Origin of the sequence: Pseudoalteromonas sp. T1lg24, assembly GCF_002964745.1 — a bacterium.
GTDB lineage: Bacteria > Pseudomonadota > Gammaproteobacteria > Enterobacterales > Alteromonadaceae > Pseudoalteromonas > Pseudoalteromonas spongiae.
Map to the genome: position 1 here is coordinate 659846 of NZ_PQCB01000033.1, position 19293 is coordinate 679138.

Sequence of the window (19293 nt, forward strand, 5' to 3'; positions counted from 1 at the left end):
CAACCTTAAGCACATAACTTTTTAATTAAACGCTTTAATGCTGGTGCTTTAACTGGTTTATACAATAGCGGGTATCCCGCATCGCTTATCAGCTCGCGCACCGACTCGTCATGCTCCGCGGTATTTATAATACAAGGCAAATGGTTTAAACCGCATTCGTCGAGTAATTCCACCCCTGTCACACCATCATCTAGGTGATAATCTGCAATGATCAACATAGGCAGTACTTTTGTCTCTTTAAGTGCCGTTAACTGAACTTTATTGGTTGCCGTTTGCACATTACAGCCCCAGGTTTGTAAACGCTTGGCCAGGGCTTGTAACACCGTTTCATCGTTATCAATTAGCCAAACTGTTAAGCCAACAAAACTCGCTGTTTGCTCAGTATTTACAGGTGTTGGAGTAAACTCTTGTCGATTTTCATTTTCTACGACAAGTGGCAAAGATATAGAAAACTGCGCGCCGCTACCTATATTTGACCGTAAAGTTAAGTCTAGATTGAGCGCATCGGAAATACGCTTTGTAATGGCTAAACCAAGGCCAAGCCCTTGCGCTTTATCATGCCCATCGAGTTGTTTAAATTCTTGGAATATCAGAGTTTTATCCTCAGCCGCAATACCTGGGCCTGTATCTTTAACCGATAACACCAGTTGTTTTCCTACTTTTTCAGCGCAAAGTGACACTTCTCCCGATTGGGTATACCGCACCGCATTGCTTAACAAGTTCTGCCCCACGCGGCGCAGTAAAGTGCGGTCAGAACTGACAGTCTCGTCATCAAATTGCGATGTAAAAACTAGGCCTTTTTCATACGCGAGGGCAGAGAATTCAGCGCTAAGAGGCGTGAGCAATTTGGCAATCGAGAATTCACTTTTTTCAATTTTTAAACTACCCGATTCAAGTTTGGTTAGCTCTAAAATGCTGCTCAGTAAGTCTTCTGCCGAAGTAAGGGAATTTTTAATATTACTCGCAAGCTCTGCATATTCTGAGCCTTGCGACTTTTCTTCCATTACTGAGCAAAATAAGCTGGCAGCATTGAAAGGCTGTAATAAATCATGGCTCGCCGCGGCAAAAAAACGGGTTTTACTCTCCGTCGCTTGCGCTAATTCTAAATTGGCCTGCGTTAATGCATGGGTGCGCTCGTTAACCTTTTGCTCAAGGTTAGTATTGGCTTCTTTCAGCGCATCTTGAGTATTCACAAACTCAGTAACATCGCTAAAGGTTGTTACAAAGCCACCGCTTGGCAGCGGATTGCCTTGCATTTCAAATACCCGACCATTTTGATGAGCACGCTGGTATTTATAGGCACTGCCCGTTTTTAAAAACGCCAAACGTTTAGCGATTTCGCTTTCAATGTCGCTTGCCTTAAATAACCCGCGCTCGGCATTAAAACGAATAATATCGGCAATGGGGCGACCAATATAAAGGGCGTTATCAGGGTAGTTGAACATGGTTTGATATACGCTATTCCACGCCACTAAATTTAAATCGCCATCTACTACGCTAATGCCTTGGTTAACGTTTTCAATTGTCGATTGCAGTAAATCGCGATTAAATTTAAGTACTTGGCTAGCTTCATCTACGATGGTTGCCACTTCGCTTAATTGCCCGTGTTTATTTTTCGCAGCCGTGAGCACTAAATTTGCTGACGAGCCGCCAATTACCGCAGCCATTTCTCGGGCAACCAAAGACTCTAATTCCATGCTAGCGGGTTTTTGCCAACCTGTTATCGCTAATGGAAAATACTGCTGAATAATTTGCTGACCAGTCGCACCATCAACAAAGCGCAGTAGTAAACGGCTCAATTCATCAACGCTTAGCTGATGTTTGGTATTGTTGGCATGTTGTTGCTCTACCGAAAATACAAACTTTTCAGCTTGCAGCTGCTCTGCCACCTCCGCGCCACGTTTTAATGAAATATACACAAACACGACCGTGTTAAAGGTGAGTGATAACAACAACGTTTGCGAAATACTATCAAGACCGAGCCCTAAAAGGTCAGCTGGTGCTAGGAATTGTAATCCAAACGGACCTGCCACTAGCCACGCACTTTGCCAATTTAAACTGGTAGCGACTGAGGGTAAAAATAAGCCATAAACCCACACAGCAAAGCCCGTTAAAATGGCGTATTTTGCTGCCTTACGAGACGCCCCACGCCATACTAACCCCAGCAATAACGCAGGGGCAAATTGCGCAACCAACGTAAACGACATAAGCCCCACATTTGCCAAACTATTGGTGCCACTAAGTAACTTATGGCAAAAATAGCTGGCAATAAGCACACCCAAAATAACCGCTTTTCGCGCACGTAAAATCCCTGTGGGTGAAAGCCCTGCTGCGGCGCTTTTCTCTTTATTTTTAGTTAACAGTAATGGGTTAATAATGTCGTTTGTTATCATCACTGAAAGCACAATTGCGGCTAAAATCACCATGCTAATTGCGGCTGAAAAGCCACCTAAATAAGCCACCATTGCCAAAGTTTGATTTTCAAATGCAAGCGGTAACGCCAGTACAAAGGTATCTGACGCAACACTTTGTGGCTCGAGTAGCAATAGCCCAGCATATCCAATTGGCAGTGTACAAATATTTAGCAAAAGCAAATATATAGGAAATATCCAGCGTGCTTTTTTAATGTCAGTTTTATCGTCGCGTTCAACAAAACTAACGTGGAATTGACGTGGTAAGCACAGCATAGCCAGTACGCCTAAAATCATATGGCTAATGTACACATAATTGGCGCTGCCATGATCTGCAACTTGTTGTTCTAACCCCGCAGATTTAGCGCTATGCAACAGCGCTGTTGGGCTTTCAAATAATTCAAAACATACATATAAACCAATCGCTAAAAACGCGAACAACTTAACTAATGATTCAAATGCAATTGAATTCATCAGGCCTAAGTTATGCGCATTAGGGCGCAGTTTATTAGCACCAAATAACATCGCAAAAATCGCTAAAACTAATGTGATATAAAACGTTCCATCGTGCCAAATTGACTGCGTTTCAACGCTACCGGCAATTAATTGAGTACTTTGACTGATGGCGCTTAGCTGCAGCGAAATATAAGGAATAATGGCAAACACTGAAATAGTGGTAATTAAGCTCGCCAGTGAGCTAGATTGCCCATAGCGTGTGGCAATAAAGTCGGAAATAGAAGTGATTTTGTGTGTTTGGCATATATCACTGATTTTTAAATATACTTGCCAACCAAAAATAAATAACAGCAAACTGCCTACATAAGTCGGCGCAAGCCACCAGCCATTATTCGCCGCTTGCGCTGTGGTGCCATAAAACGACCAAGAGGTACAATAAACCGCTAATGTTAGCCCATAAACCATGGACTTAAATGACTGAAATTTATATTTTTCACTAACATAAGCAATCGCAAATAACAGCGCTAAATAAACAAATGCAATTGCACTAACTGACCAAATTGTAAGCATTATTTTCGTTTTTATTTATATGCATAACACTAGACTAAGTCATATTGCAGCAATTAGCTCGTATAACTTTAGTACTATCAGCGCATTCATTAATTGTGCTGCAAAAATCAAATCGTTTACATTTCAAACAACACACTCTTCATTGTAAAAACTAAAATACCGAATCCAGAAATAAGTGCGAGCATAATTTGATCAGAATCAATAAGCCTTTGATTTATCGATATTCCTTAATCAAGATGCAATAAAATAAATTTAAAATGAATTTTTAGTGAATTCAACAATGTACTTTTCTCAACAATAAACCATACTTAAAACTGGTTTATGGCTTGTTTTGTTTTTTACATTGGATAGGGAGGACCATATCAGCAAAACAGTAAGGTCGAAGGGTATATATTAAAGCCGTTAATCTGACTCGCTCAGATTAATTTAATAAGCCTAAAAGGTAATTACTATGCTCAATACCGTCAGTGTTAAAACTAGACTTACCATTCTAATAACCGTTCCCATTGTTGCTTTTATTGGCCTTGCCATTATATCGCTGATGATGACTAAGTCACTGGTGATGGGAATTCAAAGTATCAACAACGACCGTGTCGTACCCCTAAAACAAATAAAAGTGGTGTCTGACAATTACGCCGTGAGCATTGTTGATAACCTGCATAAATACAACGCAAAATTACTTTCTAAAAGCCAATTACTCGCAGCCATTGAAAGCGCTGAAAACGTTGCTAATCAAAACTGGCAGGCTTACTTAAATACCGAGCTTACTAGCGAAGAAAAACGACTGATTGGTGTGAGTGAATCCCTATTTAGCAAAGTAAAACAAAAAGTAAATTGGTACCAAAATCAGATAGCAATGGAGCAGCCTCTCGCCAGTTCTCCAGAAATGTTCGTAAAAGAAATGTACGATGTGTTTGACCCGTTTAGCACCAGTTTAAATGACCTTATCGACTTACAGTTAAACACATCGCAGCAATTTACCAATGATGCAACAGAAAACTACGAATCTAAGCAACTGAGCTTTATCATTGCCTGTATTTTATTGCTTATTGCCACCATAGTGATGGCGCTATTCATTTATAAATCAATTATTACCCCATTAAGAGCGATTGGCTCTACCATGGCAAATATTGCCAATAATACCGACCTAACGTTACGTGTTTCAGAATACGGTAATGATGAATTTTCTCGCACCGCGGTAAGCATTAATACGATGCTTAACCATTTTAAATCACTGATTGAAGAGCTTTTAAACGCGGTCAAAACCCTTAGTGATGAATCAGATCAAATGTCGCGTAGTAGTAGCCAAGTAGCGGCAACCACAGAGCAACAAGAACACCAAACCACCATGATTGCCACCGCTATTACCGAAATGAGCGCAGCTATTGGCGAAGTTGCGTCCAATGCGGTAACCACATCACATAAAGCCAACGAATCTGACGACACCGCTAAACACGGATTAGCAAAAGTTCAAGAGAACATTGATTCAATTAATCAGTTAAACGAGGTGATTCGTCACACCAAAGAAGACATTGATTTATTGAGTGAAAAAAGCAATGAAATCAATTCAGTGGTGCAAATTATTCAAAATGTAGCAGAGCAAACTAATTTGCTTGCACTTAATGCGGCAATTGAAGCTGCACGCGCTGGTGAATCGGGCCGTGGTTTTGCTGTGGTGGCCGACGAAGTACGCCAACTTGCTCACAATACGCAAAAAGCCACAGAGCAAATAAGCTCTATGATCATCGCCTTACAAGATGCATCTCAACGCGCGGTTTCGAGCATGGAGGATGCCTCAGGTAAAGCGAGCCACAGTGTTGAAATTGCCGCGGCATCAGCCAGTTCAATTCAATCTATTGCCGAAGCAATTACCGAAATTGCCGATATGAATATTGTGGTTTCTACCTCAACTGAAGAGCAAACTACGGTTGCCGCTGAAATTTCGCAAAATATTAACGAGTTTAGCGATAGTATTCGCAGCGTCACAATTAGCGCATCTGATATGGCGCAAACTGGTCGTACGCTGTCGGAGTTATCGGGTAAGCTTAATAACGACATTAGTATCTTTAAAGTTTAACGAATAGCTCTCAATACCCAACAAAAAAGGAGCGATATCGCTCCTTTTTTAATATTTACAGTAGCTCGCTATAAGCTCACGTTAAACCCAACAAATACATTGCGGCCAACCTCAGGTACACCTTCACCCACCATTATTTCGCTGCCCATTGCACGGTTAACACCATTTAAATGAGGGCGATAAGCTTTATCTAGCAAGTTGTTAACACCAAAGTTAACTCTTAGTTGTGCTGTTACATCGTAATCCAATTGCCAATCAAGAGTGCCGTAACCTGCCGACTCTTTCTCGTTGTTTAATTCGCTCACTTTTGTTTGTTTGGCATACCCACTCAGTGTTAACTGCGAGTGCCAATCACCAATTTGATAATGAGCAGTAATCCGCGAGTTTAACGGCGCAATACGATAGAGATCATCGTCGATGTCTTCTCGCTCACCGGTGACGTAACTAACAACCCCGGTTAGTTGCCACATATCATTTAAGCGCCAAACTAGATTTACATCTGCACCAAATAAGTGTGCATCAATATTGTTAAACTGAAGTGGCGCTTCACCTCCCATCATAGTTCCAACCATATTCGCAGCCATATTATTTGATGGCGTACCTTGAATATAATCATCAATTTGATGATAGAAAACCTGTGGTGAGATACTGAAGCCATTGGCTTGATATTGCCATGCAAGGTTTAACTGATAAGCAGTTTCCGCATTCAAATCTATATTACCAATATAGGTTTTACCATCAGCAAGGCCACCAGTCGCTTGCATAGGTAACCATAAATAACGCTGTTGGTAAGATGGCGCGCGTTGTTTTAAACCAAAACTAATTTCCGTAGAGTAGCGCTCTGAGTGCTGCGCCCTGCCCGAGTAGCTAATATCAACTGTGGTATCGTTAACACTGCGGTCGGCATTATTAAATTGCTGTTGTAACATTTTAATATGCGGATTCATCATCGCCATTGAGCTAGACACAGTACCTGCATCTGCTTGATTGTACTTAACACGCGCACCCACACGCTGGCTAAAATCATTGGCTTCTGATTGCCACTCAGTAAAGATTGAATGGCGGTGGTCTTCAACTTGATTAAAGTTTTCAACAAAAAACATCGCATTATTTGGGTTGGTAATGCGTGAGCCATGCTCACTAACATAGCCCTCTAAACCAAATTGCCACTGTGCCAATTTGCCCGCGACAAAATAACTTAAATTCTCAACATCTGTTGTGTTGTAGCGATGTTTTTGCATATTTGCATTACTTCGCTGTGAGTAATTGTCCATACCATGCTCTGCTGTGTGGTAGGCAATATATGCATCTAATGCAAGCTCGTTAAGCTGCGTTTGATAATCAAGCTTAATGCGATCACTTTCTACGTAATCAATGTCCATTGGCAATGCGATTGTGCCGGTCGGTTTGGTGTCAGTGCGCTGCCAAATTAAGCCAACTGAAGACGCTTGTTGGCGATATGCCACATCAACGCCATACTGCAAGCGTTCGACTTTTGATGAGTGAACTTCTCGTCCATCACCATCTTCATAATCATCCGCATTCTGTAATGCGACATAGCTATTTAAGGCAAATTCATCAAACCCTGCGCCTGCCACAGCTGACACATTGTAACCCGCGTAATTAGATAAATAAGTACCGGTAAGTGCTAAATTACGCTCACCTGCATCAATATCAGCAGCACGTTTTTGATGCACCTTAACCACACCACCAAACGAATCTAACGCGCTACTCACCGGTGCAATACCGCGATACACATCTACCGAGTTAATTAAAAGAGGCGAAACATAACTCAGCGGTGCATCCATGGCATTAGGGCCTGCACCAATTTGCTTTACGCCGTCAATGGCAACAGCGACTTGGTCACCGTAATACCCACGATATTGAGCTATACCCGATATTTGACCATTTTTATTGGCATTTGCCCCAGGTACTGAAAGTAACCAATCTGATACATCAGGCAGTGATACACTGGCCTTGGCCTGCTCAGTCGATAGCGCAAATTGATTAATGTGAGACGAAACAGTGATCACCTCCATATCTGACTTAGCAAATACTAAAGATGAAGATAGCGAGAGAATACAAAGCGTTATTGTGTTAAGTGTGCTTTTCATAAAAAACTTCCATATACAAACTAAGGAAATTTTCTTAAAAAAAGCACCACATCACAAAGTAAAAACCGCAAACTGCGACAATATGTCACAGTTTGCTTGATGGTTGTAAATCCCGTTTACGTTTTTTCAAAAAACGCATGGGTGAAAATCCAGTTACTAACATGGTACCTAGTAACACCGTAATAATGCCTACTAACACATTTAAAGTTAGTACTTCGCCAAGGACAACATAACCCCAAATTGCAGCAAATCCCGGAATTAAAAAGGTGACCGACAATGCTGATGCTGCGCCAATTTCGGCAACTAAATCAAAATAAAAAATAAGCGCGATGCCAGTACACACTATGCCAAGCAATACCACCGCCAATATTTCATCTGTTGATGGCATTTGATTCATCGGGAAAAACGGCAATAGCGGCACCAATAAAATGACCGTTGCCCACAAGCTGCCATGAGATGTATCAAAACCCGGCACTTTGTGTTTTACATGCTTAGTGTAATTTGTCGCAATACCGTAACAAAACGCCGCAAACGTAGCGGCTAGTAACGCGACTAAACTTTCGGCATTGATCATATTCGGGGCTAATCCAACCATTAAAACAACGCCTAAAATACCCAAACCGAGTCCGCACCATCCTTGCCGAGAAATTCGCTCACCATGCCAAAATCGGCCAATTAAACTACCCCAAATTGGTGCCGTGGCATTTAGAATAGCTAACATCGCAACAGTTAAGGTTTGCGCCGCGTAGGCAAATAACATCCATGGAATTGCCGAATTAAAAAGCCCGACAAAAAAGTAATGCCCAATTAGGCCTTTTACCATCACTTTACGCCGCATCAATAACGCAATAATTGATAGGCTAAGCGCAGCAAATAATACCCGCGCCTCAATTAAAAAAACCGGTGCAAAGCTGTCGACGGCAATACGAATAAGCAAGAACGACGCGCCCCAAATTGCAGCGAGCAAAAGCAAAAGAAAAAACTGTTTATTGGTCATATTTATACCCAAATAGCGATACGTTTAGGGTGAGAAAAGCGATACTACGCTGCTTATTTAAAGCAGTAAGGTTATACAATAGGCTAATAAACGGAGCAAATAACACTCCATTGAGAAAGGAAAAACAAAGCAACATACACAATGCTAACGTTAAATAACAGGGGCCTGTAGCATATACTAAATCTTTGTTGTGTGTTGCACTTTTAAGCTCGTTTTTTCAGCTGTTAAGTTGGCCGTTAGACGTTACGGCTTTGCGCCATATTTAGCGTAAATAGTGTCTATTTCACCGCGTTGCTTCATATCGGTCAAAATTTTATTTAGCTCTGAGCGCAAAACACGTAAATGTGGTTGAAACCGCATGGCAACTGGCAAATCACTCACTAATAATACCGGTTTAAACGAGGTTCTTTTGTTTTTATTTATATAAAACAGCGCACTTGCTTCGCCTAAAATGGCGTAATCAATATTGCCATGTTCAATTTGCGCCAATAACTCAACCTCAGAACGGGAATCTACTTTCACTATTTTCCCTGGTGCAAAGTGTTGTTCAAACTCACCGTAGCGATAACCACGTACTACGCCGAGTACTTTATGATACAAATCTAACGGTGTTCTTTCTTGACGATATTGCGACGCGACGACAATTTCTCGTGAGCTGGCATAAAATTCACTGTAGATACCCGGTACTTTGGTGTGGCTTCGCCATATTGGATTTATGCCCGGTTCAATATCAACTTTGCCTTGATCGAACAGCCGCAAACCACGGGCAACAGAAAATGTGACAAACGTAAACTGATGCCCAGATAATTCCGAGATACGCGCAAAGATATCAGGAAAAATACCTTTCATAATATCGCCTTCAAAATAACTGTAGGGCGGGTTGGCACCGTGATAACTCAATACCGTATAGCTCTCTGCGTAACTTGTATTAACATACAAAAACCCAATAAAAACCAATAACCGCAACATGGCTAACTTCCTCACTGATAACGCTTTAAGTATAGAAGCTCAATGTAATTACGCAGGTAAAAGTGGCATCACTGCTTATGAGGAAAATCCCATCACAAAACTATTTTTATGCCAAAACAAGTCGTATGGGTTTAGTTCACTACAACAAAGAGTTATTAGCCCGATTAAAATTTTTACGTTAAATTGAATTCGGAACAATAAAAAGAAGAATTTCTGATGACAAACAAAGTATTTATTGCAACTAGTCTCGATGGTTATATTGCTGATAAAGATAACAAAATTGATTGGCTACATCAGTTACCTAACCCGGACGGCGACGACTTTGGTTTTGATGCGTTTATCGCAGGCATCGATGCACTGTTAATGGGCCGAAACACCTTTGAAATGGTGTTGTCATTTGGCGTGGAATGGCCGTACAGCAAACCCGTTTTTGTACTTTCTAACTCCCTAACACATGTTCCTAAGGGTTACGAAGGCAAGGTTTTTCTGGTAAACGGTGAGCTACAAAAAATTGTCAAAAACTTAGCTGAACTTGGCTATCACAACCTTTATATTGACGGCGGTAAAACTATTCAAAGCTTTTTAAAGGAAGACTTAGTCGATGAAATGATCCTGACACGAATTCCTGTGCTGTTAGGTGGTGGCTACCCATTATTTGGCGATTTACCTGAGCCATTGGGCTTTAAACTCTTGGCAAGCAAAAAGTATATCGATAAAGTGGTGCAAAATCATTACATTAGAGACAGATAATGCAGTACCCAAATGCTCTAGTTGCAGGCAGTAAAATCGCTGTTTGTGCATTTTCATCAGGCGTCGACGAAGCCTTTCACCCCCGCTTATCTTTAGCACTAGCGCATTTTAAACAATTGGATTTTGAACTAGTTCTTGACCCAAACCTAAAACATAACCACCAGCATGTCAGCGCCAACAAAGAAGTTCGCGCACAACAACTAATGCAATACCTGCTAGACGATAGTATCGATGCGATTATGCCGCCTTGGGGCGGAGAACTTGCAATGGAACTATTGCCCCTGCTTGATTTTGCTCAATTACAAAGTGCGAAACCTAAGTGGCTAATTGGCTTTTCGGATGTAAGTACACTGCAAGTTGCACTGTCAACGCGGTTAAATTGGGCAAGTATGCACACAGCTAATCTAATGCAATTGGTTCCTAATCAATCTGATAGTACGACAGCTGCTTTTTATAACGCAATAACGCTGAAAAAGGGCGATAGCTTTACACAAACCGCATCAAGTCACTTTGAAGCAGACTACGCTGATTTAATTAACAATCCAAATGCAGCTTATAATTTAACGCAAAAAACGTGTTGGAAAACACTTAATTGGCCAAGCGAGCGTGTTTCTGGGCGTTTAATTGGCGGCTGTTTAGATACGCTTATTTTTACCTTAGATAGTCCGTATTGTGATCTGCAGGTTTTTTGCCAACACTATGAAAAAGAAGGTGTTATTTTATACATCGAAAATGCTGAACTCAGCCCTACTGCCTGGCTACGCGCATTGCTAATGCTAAAATACAAAGGCCATTTCGAGCGCATTAATGCACTTTTTGTTGGCAGACATGCGGCCTCTGCTGCTAACAAGCAAATTGATTTTGCTTTGGCACTCACGCAAGCCGAACTTGATATTCCTATCATTTACGATATGGACATAGGCCATCAGCCGCCTAACCTTACCTTGGTAAACGGTGCACTGTGCGAAGTATCACCTAAGCTTAACCTTAAGCAAACGCTCATTTAACGCAAAAACATTGTGCTTATGCAAAAAGCTTTTTAGCATAAGCACACAATCAAATTAAGCGAGTCGCTCTGCTAGCGAATTAAACATAGCAACTTGGTGCATTGAACATTTTTAGTATGAAACCTCCTTACTAAAATTTGCTTTTCACCTGCTTGCCTGTTTTGTATCAATTCTATTAAGTATGTAATCAGACATCACGCCAAATGCACGCATTCAGCACGCTATTTAGCCCATAGAATGATTAACTATTTAAAGAGTGAGCATTCACGTTTAGCGTGCCTTATTTTCTAAACACGATTGCAATTAAGACTCGCAAATAACACTAGGAACACACAATGAAAAAACTAAACCTTTCGCTGGTTGCGATGGCAACAGTATTTGCTTTGTCAGGCTGTGGTGAAAAATCAGCACCAACAGTTTCAAACGCACCTGCAGCCGAAAAAACAGTTGCCACAAACACTAAAAACGACAACGCAATTTTGGCAGCATTTAGCGGTCCATATAACGGTGTACCAGCATTTGATAAAGTAACACTGAGCGAGCTTAAGCCTGCATTTGATGCCGCAATGGCACAAAAGCTGGCAGAAGTTGATGCCATTGCCAACAACCCTGAGCCAGCGACGTTTGACAATACCATTGTTGAATTTGAGAAATCAGGCAGCCTTTTAAAACGCGTTTACACTTACTACGGTATTTGGCGCTCAAACGTTTCTAGTGCAGAGTTTCGTGCAATTCAAAAAGAAATGGCTCCTAAGTTATCAGCCTTCAACTCAAAAATTACGCAAAATGAAAAGCTTTTTGCGCGCATTAAAGCGGTATATGAAAGCGATGCATTAAAATCACTTACACCAGAAGAGCAACGAGTTACTTGGCTTACTTACAATAGCTTTGCACGCAATGGAGCAACGCTTGATAAACCATCTAAAGCACGCTTTGCAGAAATTAACCAAGAGCTTGCAGGTCTTCACACTAAATTTGCCAACAATGTGTTAGCAGATGAAGAAAATTACGTGGTGTTTTTAACTAAAGAGCAACTTTCAGGCTTACCTGATTCGTTAATTTCAGCGGCAAAAGCGGCGGCGAAAGATCGTGGTAAACCAGAAATGTTCGCAATCACTAATTCGCGTTCATCAATGGATCCGTTTTTAACCTACTCAGATGAGCGTGCATTGCGTGAGCAAGTATGGAAAAACTACTATAACCGTGGTGGCAACGGTGATGAATTTGATAACAACCAAACAATTAAAGACATCTTAACGCTTCGTCACGAGCGCATGCAGCTATTGGGCTACGACAACTATGCCCAGTGGCGTTTAGAAGATCGCATGGCAAAAACACCGGCGAATGCAAAAGCCCTAATGGATAAAGTATGGCCTGCGGCAATTGCGCGCGTGGGTGAAGAAGTTGCTGACATGCAAGCTATCGCTGATAGCGAAGGTGCAAACATTAAAATTGCGCCATGGGATTATCGCTACTACGCAGAAAAAGTACGTAAAGCGAAATATGATCTTGATTCAAACGAAGTAAAACAATACTTGCAACTAGATAAACTGCGCGAAGCGATGTTCTATGTGGCAGGTCGTTTATTTAACTTCAACTTTAAAGAAGTGGCAACCGGTTCGGTACCTGTGTTCCATGAAGATGTGCGCGTATGGGATGTAACTGACAAAACCACTGGCGAGCACATTGGTTTATGGTATTTAGATCCATTTGGTCGTAAAGGTAAGCGCTCAGGCGCGTGGGCAACAACCTACCGCAGCCACACAACATTCGATGGTAAGAAGACCGTTCTGTCGTCAAACAATTCTAACTTTGTTAAAGGCCCTGAAGGCGAACCGACGCTGATCTCATGGTCAGATGCAGAGACTTATTTCCATGAATTTGGCCACGCACTTCACTTCTTATCAGCAACGGTTGCTTACCCTAAATCGCATTCAGGTGTACGCGACTATACTGAATTCCAATCGCAACTACTTGAGCGCTGGTTAACAACCGATGAAGTGATCAATAACTACCTTGTTCACTACAAAACTGGTGAGCCAATGCCAAAAGAGTTAGTTGCTAAAATTAAGAAATCAGCAACCTTTAACCAAGGCTTTAAAACTACTGAGTACTTAGCGTCGGCAATTATGGATATGCTATACCATACAACCGATCCAGCTAAAATTGACCCAGCTAAATTTGAAAAAGAGCAATTAGAAGCCATTGGTATGCCAAGTGAGCTTGTAATGCGCCACCGCAGCACACACTTTGGCCATATCTTCTCTGGTGAAGGTTATTCAGCAGGTTATTACGGCTACTTATGGGCGGAAGTACTAACGTCTGACGCATCTGAAGCATTTGCTGAAGCACCGGGTGGTTTTTACGATAAAGAATTAGCTGACAAGCTTGTTAAGCACTTATTCTCAATTCGCAACGCAATGGACCCAGCTGAAGCATATCGTTTATTTAGAGGACGTGACGCAGAAGTTGAAGCACTAATGCGTGACCGAGGCTTCCCAGTTAAGTAATGTGACTTAGAGTTACTATCAATTGATACAAAAATGCCGCGAATATCGCGGCATTTTTTTCACACTGAGTCTTATTAACTTAAACCTTAGCTAATAAATGACCCAACTATAGATTAACGATGCTGACTAAATTGCTTCGCCATCGTGGTTAATCGCTCTGCTTCGTTTAACAGTTTTTCTGTTGACTCAAATGCATGCTCTGACGCTTCAAGTGTTTCTTTACTCGCATTATCAATGTTAATCACATTCTTTGTAATTTCATCGGATACCGCAGACTGCTCTTCTGCAGCGGTTGCGATTTGCGCACTCATATCCGTAATGGTATTTACCGCATCTAAAATACGACTAAGTGACGCTTTTGCAAGTTGCGCCTGATCGGCACTTTGCTCTGCTCTAGTTTGCCCTTGCTGCATCGCTGATACAGCTTCACCCGCAGATTGTTGTAACGTCGCAACCATTTGCTGAATTTCTTCTGTCGATGACTGGGTACGTGCGGCGAGTGTACGTACTTCATCGGCAACAACGGCAAAACCACGACCTTGTTCACCTGCCCTTGCAGCTTCAATTGCGGCATTAAGCGCAAGTAAGTTGGTTTGCTCAGCAATACCACGAATTACATCAACCACAGTGCCAATTTGCTGGCTATCTGACGCAAGTTTGTTAATGACTGCTACAGCCGATTCTACTTCGCGTACCAGCTCGTTAATGTCTGCGGTCGTTCTATCAACTACTTGTTGTCCTTCAACGACTTCGTTATCGGCTACTTGCGTTGCATCAGCAGTAAGAGAGGCATTTTGCGCCACTTCTTTTACCGTTGCAGACATTTGATTGATGGCAGCTGCGACCTGTTCTACTTCACGATTTTGCTGCTGCATTAATTGATTCGTTTTCTCAGCCGTGTCCATGGTGCTGTGCGCAACAGTATCAAGCCCTGACGTTGCATCGTTAATACGCCACACAATGGTTTCTTGCTGGGTTTGCAACATTTTAATCGTAAGCTGCAATTGGCCTAGTTCATCACTGCGACCGGTATACACTTGTTTAGCAATATCATTATCAAAAATCTCACGCGCTTTTCGTGCAGCATCCTGATAAGGTTTGGCAACACCCCATGCAAATACGCTGAACAGCATGAATGCCAGCATTAATGGCCAAAGCTGTACAACTGACGAAACAAAGAAAGAAGCAATCAAGGCAGGAATAACAGTTGCAAACACGCCCGCAAACGTTAACTTACCCATTAAGTTAAACGACAATGCTGACGTAATTTTTTGACCAAAACTAGCGCCATTATTAACCGAGCTATAAAGCGCTTTTGCGCGTTTTAGATATTCTTCTTCTGGTTTTAGGCGCACCGATTGATAACCGACAATTTGTTGCCCTTCCATCACAGCGGTAATGTAAGCATCAACCCAATAGTTATCACCATTTTTACAGCGGTTATCAACGATACCCATCCAAGGCTTACCTTGCTTGATAGTGCTCCATAAATCCTTAAACGCCAGTGACGGCATTGCCGGATGACGGACAATGTTATGGCCATGACCAATAAGCTCTTCGCTCTGAAAGCCACTAATATCGATAAAGTCTTGATTTGCGTAAGTAATGCGACCTTTAAGATCTGTGGTTGAAACAATCCGTTGTGACGACTTTAATTTTACCTCACTGCCTGTGAGGGTTTGGTTTTTCTGCATAAGACGACGCCAATTATTTTTTATTAATTATTTAGTTATACAAAGTGTAGTACAGAAAACAGGCACTGTACTTAGCCACTAATTAAGCTCTTAGGGGCTCGCTAGTATACACTTATCTAATTAATTGGTACGTCAGACAAAAGCACTAAAAAAGCCCGCATTATTGCGGGCTTTTCAATAAAAATGAAATAGTTACTTCACTTTTCTACGACGAATAAATGCCAGCGGTGCAGCAAGCAGTGCAAGCCAACCAAATGAACCTGACGATTTTTTCGTTTTAGGTGGCGTTACTGGTTCAGGAAGTGGATTTTCATTCACATCTGTCACCATAATTTTCACCATCGCAGGCTCAGAAATATTGCCAGCAGTATCGGTAACAACCACTTCCATTGGTTAACTAAGCGATGTTGATAATTTAGTTATTGAGAATGCAACAATAACGTCAGCGATATTCAATACATATTCGTTTTTAACTCCCGGGCTTTTTATATTTTAAACCACCAATTGAATAGTGAGCCGCTCAGCTAAAGGCGTTTAAACAAATATTGGAACTTCGATTAACTCTAGTGTGATATTTTTGTAGGCTAGTTAGTTACTACAACAACGGCAGCCGAGCAAAAGCTTAACTCTATTAATGACCTTAATTTTTTCTGCATATTGGCAATACTAATAATAGGTAGCCACTTTTTTAGTTATTTGGGTTAGATTTTGCAAAAAAAAGCCCGCTCTAAAAAGCGGGCTTTATTTAAAAAGCATTTACTAACGTGCTGTATGACGCGTTTCTAATACTTCAACACGTGCCTCTTTTACAAGACCCAAACTACGAAGCTCTTCAGCTGCTTCCAGAACATCTTGATTGTCACCAACTGCAATAACAGCTAGCCTTGTTTCAGTAAACTCACTTACTAATTTAAAGCCTGTTTTAACCAAAATATCGTTAGCACTTATACCTTCAGAAAGAAGAACAGTAATGTTCCCAGAAACAGGTGCAAGGTTTCCGGTAAATATATTACGTACCAATGTACCCGGTGTAACCAAATCGTTTCGTTTATCAAGTTTTACAACAGCTTCATTACCTCTTTTTTCAATCACAGCATCTGCAGATGCAATTGAAGCGGGAACAAGCGCCAAATTTCGCTCTACCTTGTAAGTACCAAAATCAGGTTTAATAACACTCTTAACTTGCTTATTCACAACCGCGTTTTTTGGCACATTAAGCTCTAAATTATTAGCAGCTGCCGCATGAGCGGACAATGTTAGAGCTGCTAAAGTGATCGTTACCTTTTTAAATTTCATTGCAATTACCTCTTAATTAGCAGCATTACCAAATACACGAACTGCAATACCAGTCATTGTAGATGGTGTTGTATTATTTACATAACCTGCAAAGCCAGCCCAACTGTCACCACCATCCTTTGCTGTAAAGCTAGCATCAGATGTATCTAAAAAGCGTACAGTCCACTCACCTTTTGACGACTCACCGTAGAACGCATTTGATAGGAACGCACCATCTTTCAAAATATACCCAACTTCCCAGCCATTAGATAAATCAAGTGCTGGTAAAGATAAAGCTTGCTTCGAAGATAATAGTACACTGCGTGTGCCACTAGGCGATGTTACTTCAATGGCAAGGTCTGTGCCCGCTGTTGTTTGAAGTACACCATTATCCGTTTCAAAACCGAAACCCATTTCAGCGCTAAATACGTCAAATTTAAATTGCATAGCCTCAATGTTTAGCTCTTCTTCAATGACTATTTTGTATTCGGCGCCAGTGGCATTATTATCCGGAATTTCTAACGATAATGGTTCTTGACCCAATACAGAGCCTGCACCTTGCCATGGTGTAATCACTTCATCACCAAGGTCAACTGAGTATGATTTAGCCATGGCGACAGCAGCACCCGCATCTACGCGACCAAACCCATACAAGTTATTGAATTTGTATCCTGCAGCATTCTCAATCCAACCATCATGAGCAACAAATTCACCTTCACCGACAGCTAATTTGATCGCTTCATTTTCGGCGTCATTCTTAGTTGAAGTCGTTGCAAGAATATGACGTACATCACGCCATGTAAGCTCATTATTGGCAGAAAGAATAAGAGAAACCACACCTGATGCATTTGGAGCAGCCGATGACGTACCATTCATAGTAGACGTATAATTACAGCTCGTATTTTCTTCATGTCCTGGGTAGTCGAACGGGTAAATAGCTGCCGCAAAGTCTGATGTATATTGCACGATACTTCTGCCTTTATAGCCAGAATAACCGTTTAAACATGTCATCGAATCGGTCGTTACCATAGCTGGTGCAAACACTCCATATTCACCCGCAGGCGCCGCAACCAACACGTTAGCACCTGCCGTAGAATAGCTTGTATGCTTACCATTTGAATTTACTGCACCTATTGAGAAATAGTATGGATGTGCTTGGCTACTCTCACTTGTGCCGTTATAACATGTGAGGCCTAAAGCATTAGCACCATTATCTTCACAGAAGCTACCTTCACGACCACCATCTACAAAGCTGTTACCACTTGATTTAATGTTAGTAGCACCTTTACCACCACGTAACGCTTTGTTTGGATAAGACTCGATCGCTTCATCTAGCTCAGAGTAAACAATATGTGTAGGTACAGTCAGACCATAACTACGGTTAAACGCAGAAATTTCTTCATTTAGCGAAATACCTGAGCCAGGGAAACCATGAACTAAAAACTCAGTTTGCGGTACTTTGTCACCACCTAGGTAATTCATACCGATAAGCCCTGTATCAGGGGCTACACCACGACCACCAAGACCATTCCAACCTTTTGCCGCAAGCAAACCGGCAACACTTGTGCCATGGTCACCACTTTCTGAGGTGCTTGTAGGATCTGTTCTATCAATCGCCTTGTCATTTAAATTTAGAGAACGATTTGGTAGTACGTTTGGCGCTAAATCTTCATGACGAATTTCAAGACCTGAATCAACAACAACTGCTGTAACACCTGCGCCCGTCACGCCATGTTTGTAGGCTTCAACTACATTCATATCTTCACCAGCTACAAGATAAAAATTCTCATCAGCTGCGAACTCTGCGTCTCTTTTTGCTTTAGCTTCTTCTTCGCTTAAACCTCGTCCTACATCAAGCTGAACTAATAGTGCTTTTAACGAGTCGCTAAGTGCAAACGCCTTTTGGCCTGAATTGCGTAGATGCCACTGATGCTTAGCAAGTGGGTCACCTTTCACACCTGAAACAACAAGTTGAGCAGACGCTGACTTACCATTTGCAGAAACAGTGTAATCAATTACCGCATCTTCACCCGAGATACTTACGTATTTAAAGTCAATGCCGCTTAGCTCTAACACACCGTGTGAGAACGTATATACGCCATCTTGAGCTGTAACCGTTTCGCCATTTTCACTAAAGCTAACGGTTAATTCATCATAGTTACCATCACGCGCATTTAACTTGCCTTCGAAAACCATCCATTGCATCGCATCAGATACCATCACATCGTTTGCAGTAGGTGCAACATCTGGTGTAACTGACTTTTTATTATCATCACTTCCGCATCCTGCTAGAGAAATTAAAATAGCTGCGCTAAGTGCTGATAACTTCAGTTTATTATTTTTCATAATCAACCCTTGTTAATAAATTAGTTACAAGTTAACAAGGTCACACAAAGCGCACAACATGCTATTTACAAATATTTGCATTTTAAATTTTTATTTACATATTTCCGTCTACGGCTT

12 protein-coding genes are annotated in these 19293 nt (G+C 41.5%); 4 read left to right on the forward strand and 8 right to left on the reverse strand.

The features are described from left to right. Positions 1-5: 5 nt before the first annotated feature. Positions 6-3437 (reverse strand): PAS domain-containing hybrid sensor histidine kinase/response regulator, encoded by a 3432-nt coding sequence (locus tag C2M30_RS15100; protein WP_105172256.1) that lies wholly within the window; start codon positions 3435-3437, stop codon positions 6-8. A gap of 451 nt (positions 3438-3888) precedes the next feature. Between C2M30_RS15100 and C2M30_RS15105 the strand changes: the two genes are divergently transcribed. After that, complete coding sequence (locus tag C2M30_RS15105) at positions 3889-5514, forward strand: methyl-accepting chemotaxis protein (protein WP_105172257.1); 1626 nt, start codon at positions 3889-3891, stop codon at positions 5512-5514. A 68-nt stretch (positions 5515-5582) separates the two neighbouring features. Here the strand turns inward: C2M30_RS15105 and C2M30_RS15110 are convergent, their stop codons facing one another. The 3 genes from C2M30_RS15110 to C2M30_RS15120 form a co-directional block, all read right to left on the reverse strand. Next, on the reverse strand, positions 5583-7628 hold the full coding sequence (locus tag C2M30_RS15110; protein WP_105172258.1) for a TonB-dependent receptor domain-containing protein: 2046 nt from the start codon (positions 7626-7628) through the stop codon (positions 5583-5585). An 85-nt stretch (positions 7629-7713) separates the two neighbouring features. Then, positions 7714-8625: a DMT family transporter gene (locus C2M30_RS15115; protein WP_105172259.1), complete on the reverse strand. Its 912-nt coding sequence runs from the start codon at positions 8623-8625 to the stop codon at positions 7714-7716. Between the two features lie 243 nt (positions 8626-8868). After that, complete coding sequence (locus C2M30_RS15120; protein WP_105172260.1) at positions 8869-9594, reverse strand: substrate-binding periplasmic protein; 726 nt, start codon at positions 9592-9594, stop codon at positions 8869-8871. 216 nt (positions 9595-9810) lie between these two features. Here C2M30_RS15120 and C2M30_RS15130 point away from each other — a divergent pair, with 216 nt between their 5' ends. The 3 genes from C2M30_RS15130 to C2M30_RS15140 all read left to right on the forward strand — a co-directional run bounded on the left by C2M30_RS15130 (position 9811) and on the right by C2M30_RS15140 (position 13861). Next, on the forward strand, positions 9811-10344 hold the full coding sequence (locus C2M30_RS15130; protein WP_100914629.1) for a dihydrofolate reductase family protein: 534 nt from the start codon (positions 9811-9813) through the stop codon (positions 10342-10344). Continuing rightward, positions 10344-11351 carry a S66 family peptidase gene (locus C2M30_RS15135; RefSeq protein ID WP_105172262.1) on the forward strand — a complete coding sequence of 336 codons (1008 nt, stop codon included), beginning with the start codon at positions 10344-10346 and terminating at the stop codon, positions 11349-11351. Before C2M30_RS15130 ends, C2M30_RS15135 begins: the two co-directional genes overlap by 1 nt. Positions 11352-11686: 335 nt before the next feature. Beyond that, complete coding sequence (locus C2M30_RS15140; protein ID WP_105172263.1) at positions 11687-13861, forward strand: M3 family metallopeptidase; 2175 nt, start codon at positions 11687-11689, stop codon at positions 13859-13861. Positions 13862-13974: 113 nt separating this feature from the next. On the opposite strand, the gene C2M30_RS15145 is transcribed toward C2M30_RS15140, so the two are convergent. The 4 genes from C2M30_RS15145 to C2M30_RS15160 all read right to left on the reverse strand — a co-directional run bounded on the left by C2M30_RS15145 (position 13975) and on the right by C2M30_RS15160 (position 19176). Continuing rightward, entirely contained in the window at positions 13975-15555 is a 1581-nt protein-coding gene (locus tag C2M30_RS15145; protein WP_105172264.1) for a methyl-accepting chemotaxis protein, read from the reverse strand. Between the two features lie 192 nt (positions 15556-15747). Further along, the gene (locus C2M30_RS15150; protein ID WP_105172265.1) at positions 15748-15945 is read right to left on the reverse strand and encodes a GlyGly-CTERM sorting domain-containing protein; all 198 of its coding nucleotides are present in this window, start codon (positions 15943-15945) and stop codon (positions 15748-15750) included. Positions 15946-16314: 369 nt separating this feature from the next. After that, positions 16315-16851: a S8 family serine peptidase gene (locus C2M30_RS15155; protein WP_105172266.1), complete on the reverse strand. Its 537-nt coding sequence runs from the start codon at positions 16849-16851 to the stop codon at positions 16315-16317. Positions 16852-16863: 12 nt separating this feature from the next. Further along, a complete protein-coding gene (locus C2M30_RS15160; RefSeq protein WP_100914623.1) occupies positions 16864-19176 on the reverse strand; it encodes a S8 family serine peptidase in 2313 nt (770 codons plus the stop codon). Between the last annotated feature and the right edge of the window lie 117 nt (positions 19177-19293).

Bases quoted from the DNA above. Each gene is read 5' to 3' on its own strand.
- C2M30_RS15155 (WP_105172266.1), bottom strand. From the start codon at position 16,851: ATGAAATTTAAAAAGGTAACGATCACTTTAGCAGCTCTAACATTGTCC.
- C2M30_RS15160 (WP_100914623.1), bottom strand. From the start codon at position 19,176: ATGAAAAATAATAAACTGAAGTTATCAGCACTTAGCGCAGCTATTTTA.
- C2M30_RS15100 (WP_105172256.1), bottom strand. From the start codon at position 3,437: ATGCTTACAATTTGGTCAGTTAGTGCAATTGCATTTGTTTATTTAGCG.
- C2M30_RS15110 (WP_105172258.1), bottom strand. From the start codon at position 7,628: ATGAAAAGCACACTTAACACAATAACGCTTTGTATTCTCTCGCTATCT.
- C2M30_RS15135 (WP_105172262.1), top strand. From the start codon at position 10,344: ATGCAGTACCCAAATGCTCTAGTTGCAGGCAGTAAAATCGCTGTTTGT.
- C2M30_RS15130 (WP_100914629.1), top strand. From the start codon at position 9,811: ATGACAAACAAAGTATTTATTGCAACTAGTCTCGATGGTTATATTGCT.
- C2M30_RS15145 (WP_105172264.1), bottom strand. From the start codon at position 15,555: ATGCAGAAAAACCAAACCCTCACAGGCAGTGAGGTAAAATTAAAGTCG.
- C2M30_RS15140 (WP_105172263.1), top strand. From the start codon at position 11,687: ATGAAAAAACTAAACCTTTCGCTGGTTGCGATGGCAACAGTATTTGCT.
- C2M30_RS15120 (WP_105172260.1), bottom strand. From the start codon at position 9,594: ATGTTGCGGTTATTGGTTTTTATTGGGTTTTTGTATGTTAATACAAGT.
- C2M30_RS15105 (WP_105172257.1), top strand. From the start codon at position 3,889: ATGCTCAATACCGTCAGTGTTAAAACTAGACTTACCATTCTAATAACC.
- C2M30_RS15150 (WP_105172265.1), bottom strand. From the start codon at position 15,945: ATGGAAGTGGTTGTTACCGATACTGCTGGCAATATTTCTGAGCCTGCG.
- C2M30_RS15115 (WP_105172259.1), bottom strand. From the start codon at position 8,625: ATGACCAATAAACAGTTTTTTCTTTTGCTTTTGCTCGCTGCAATTTGG.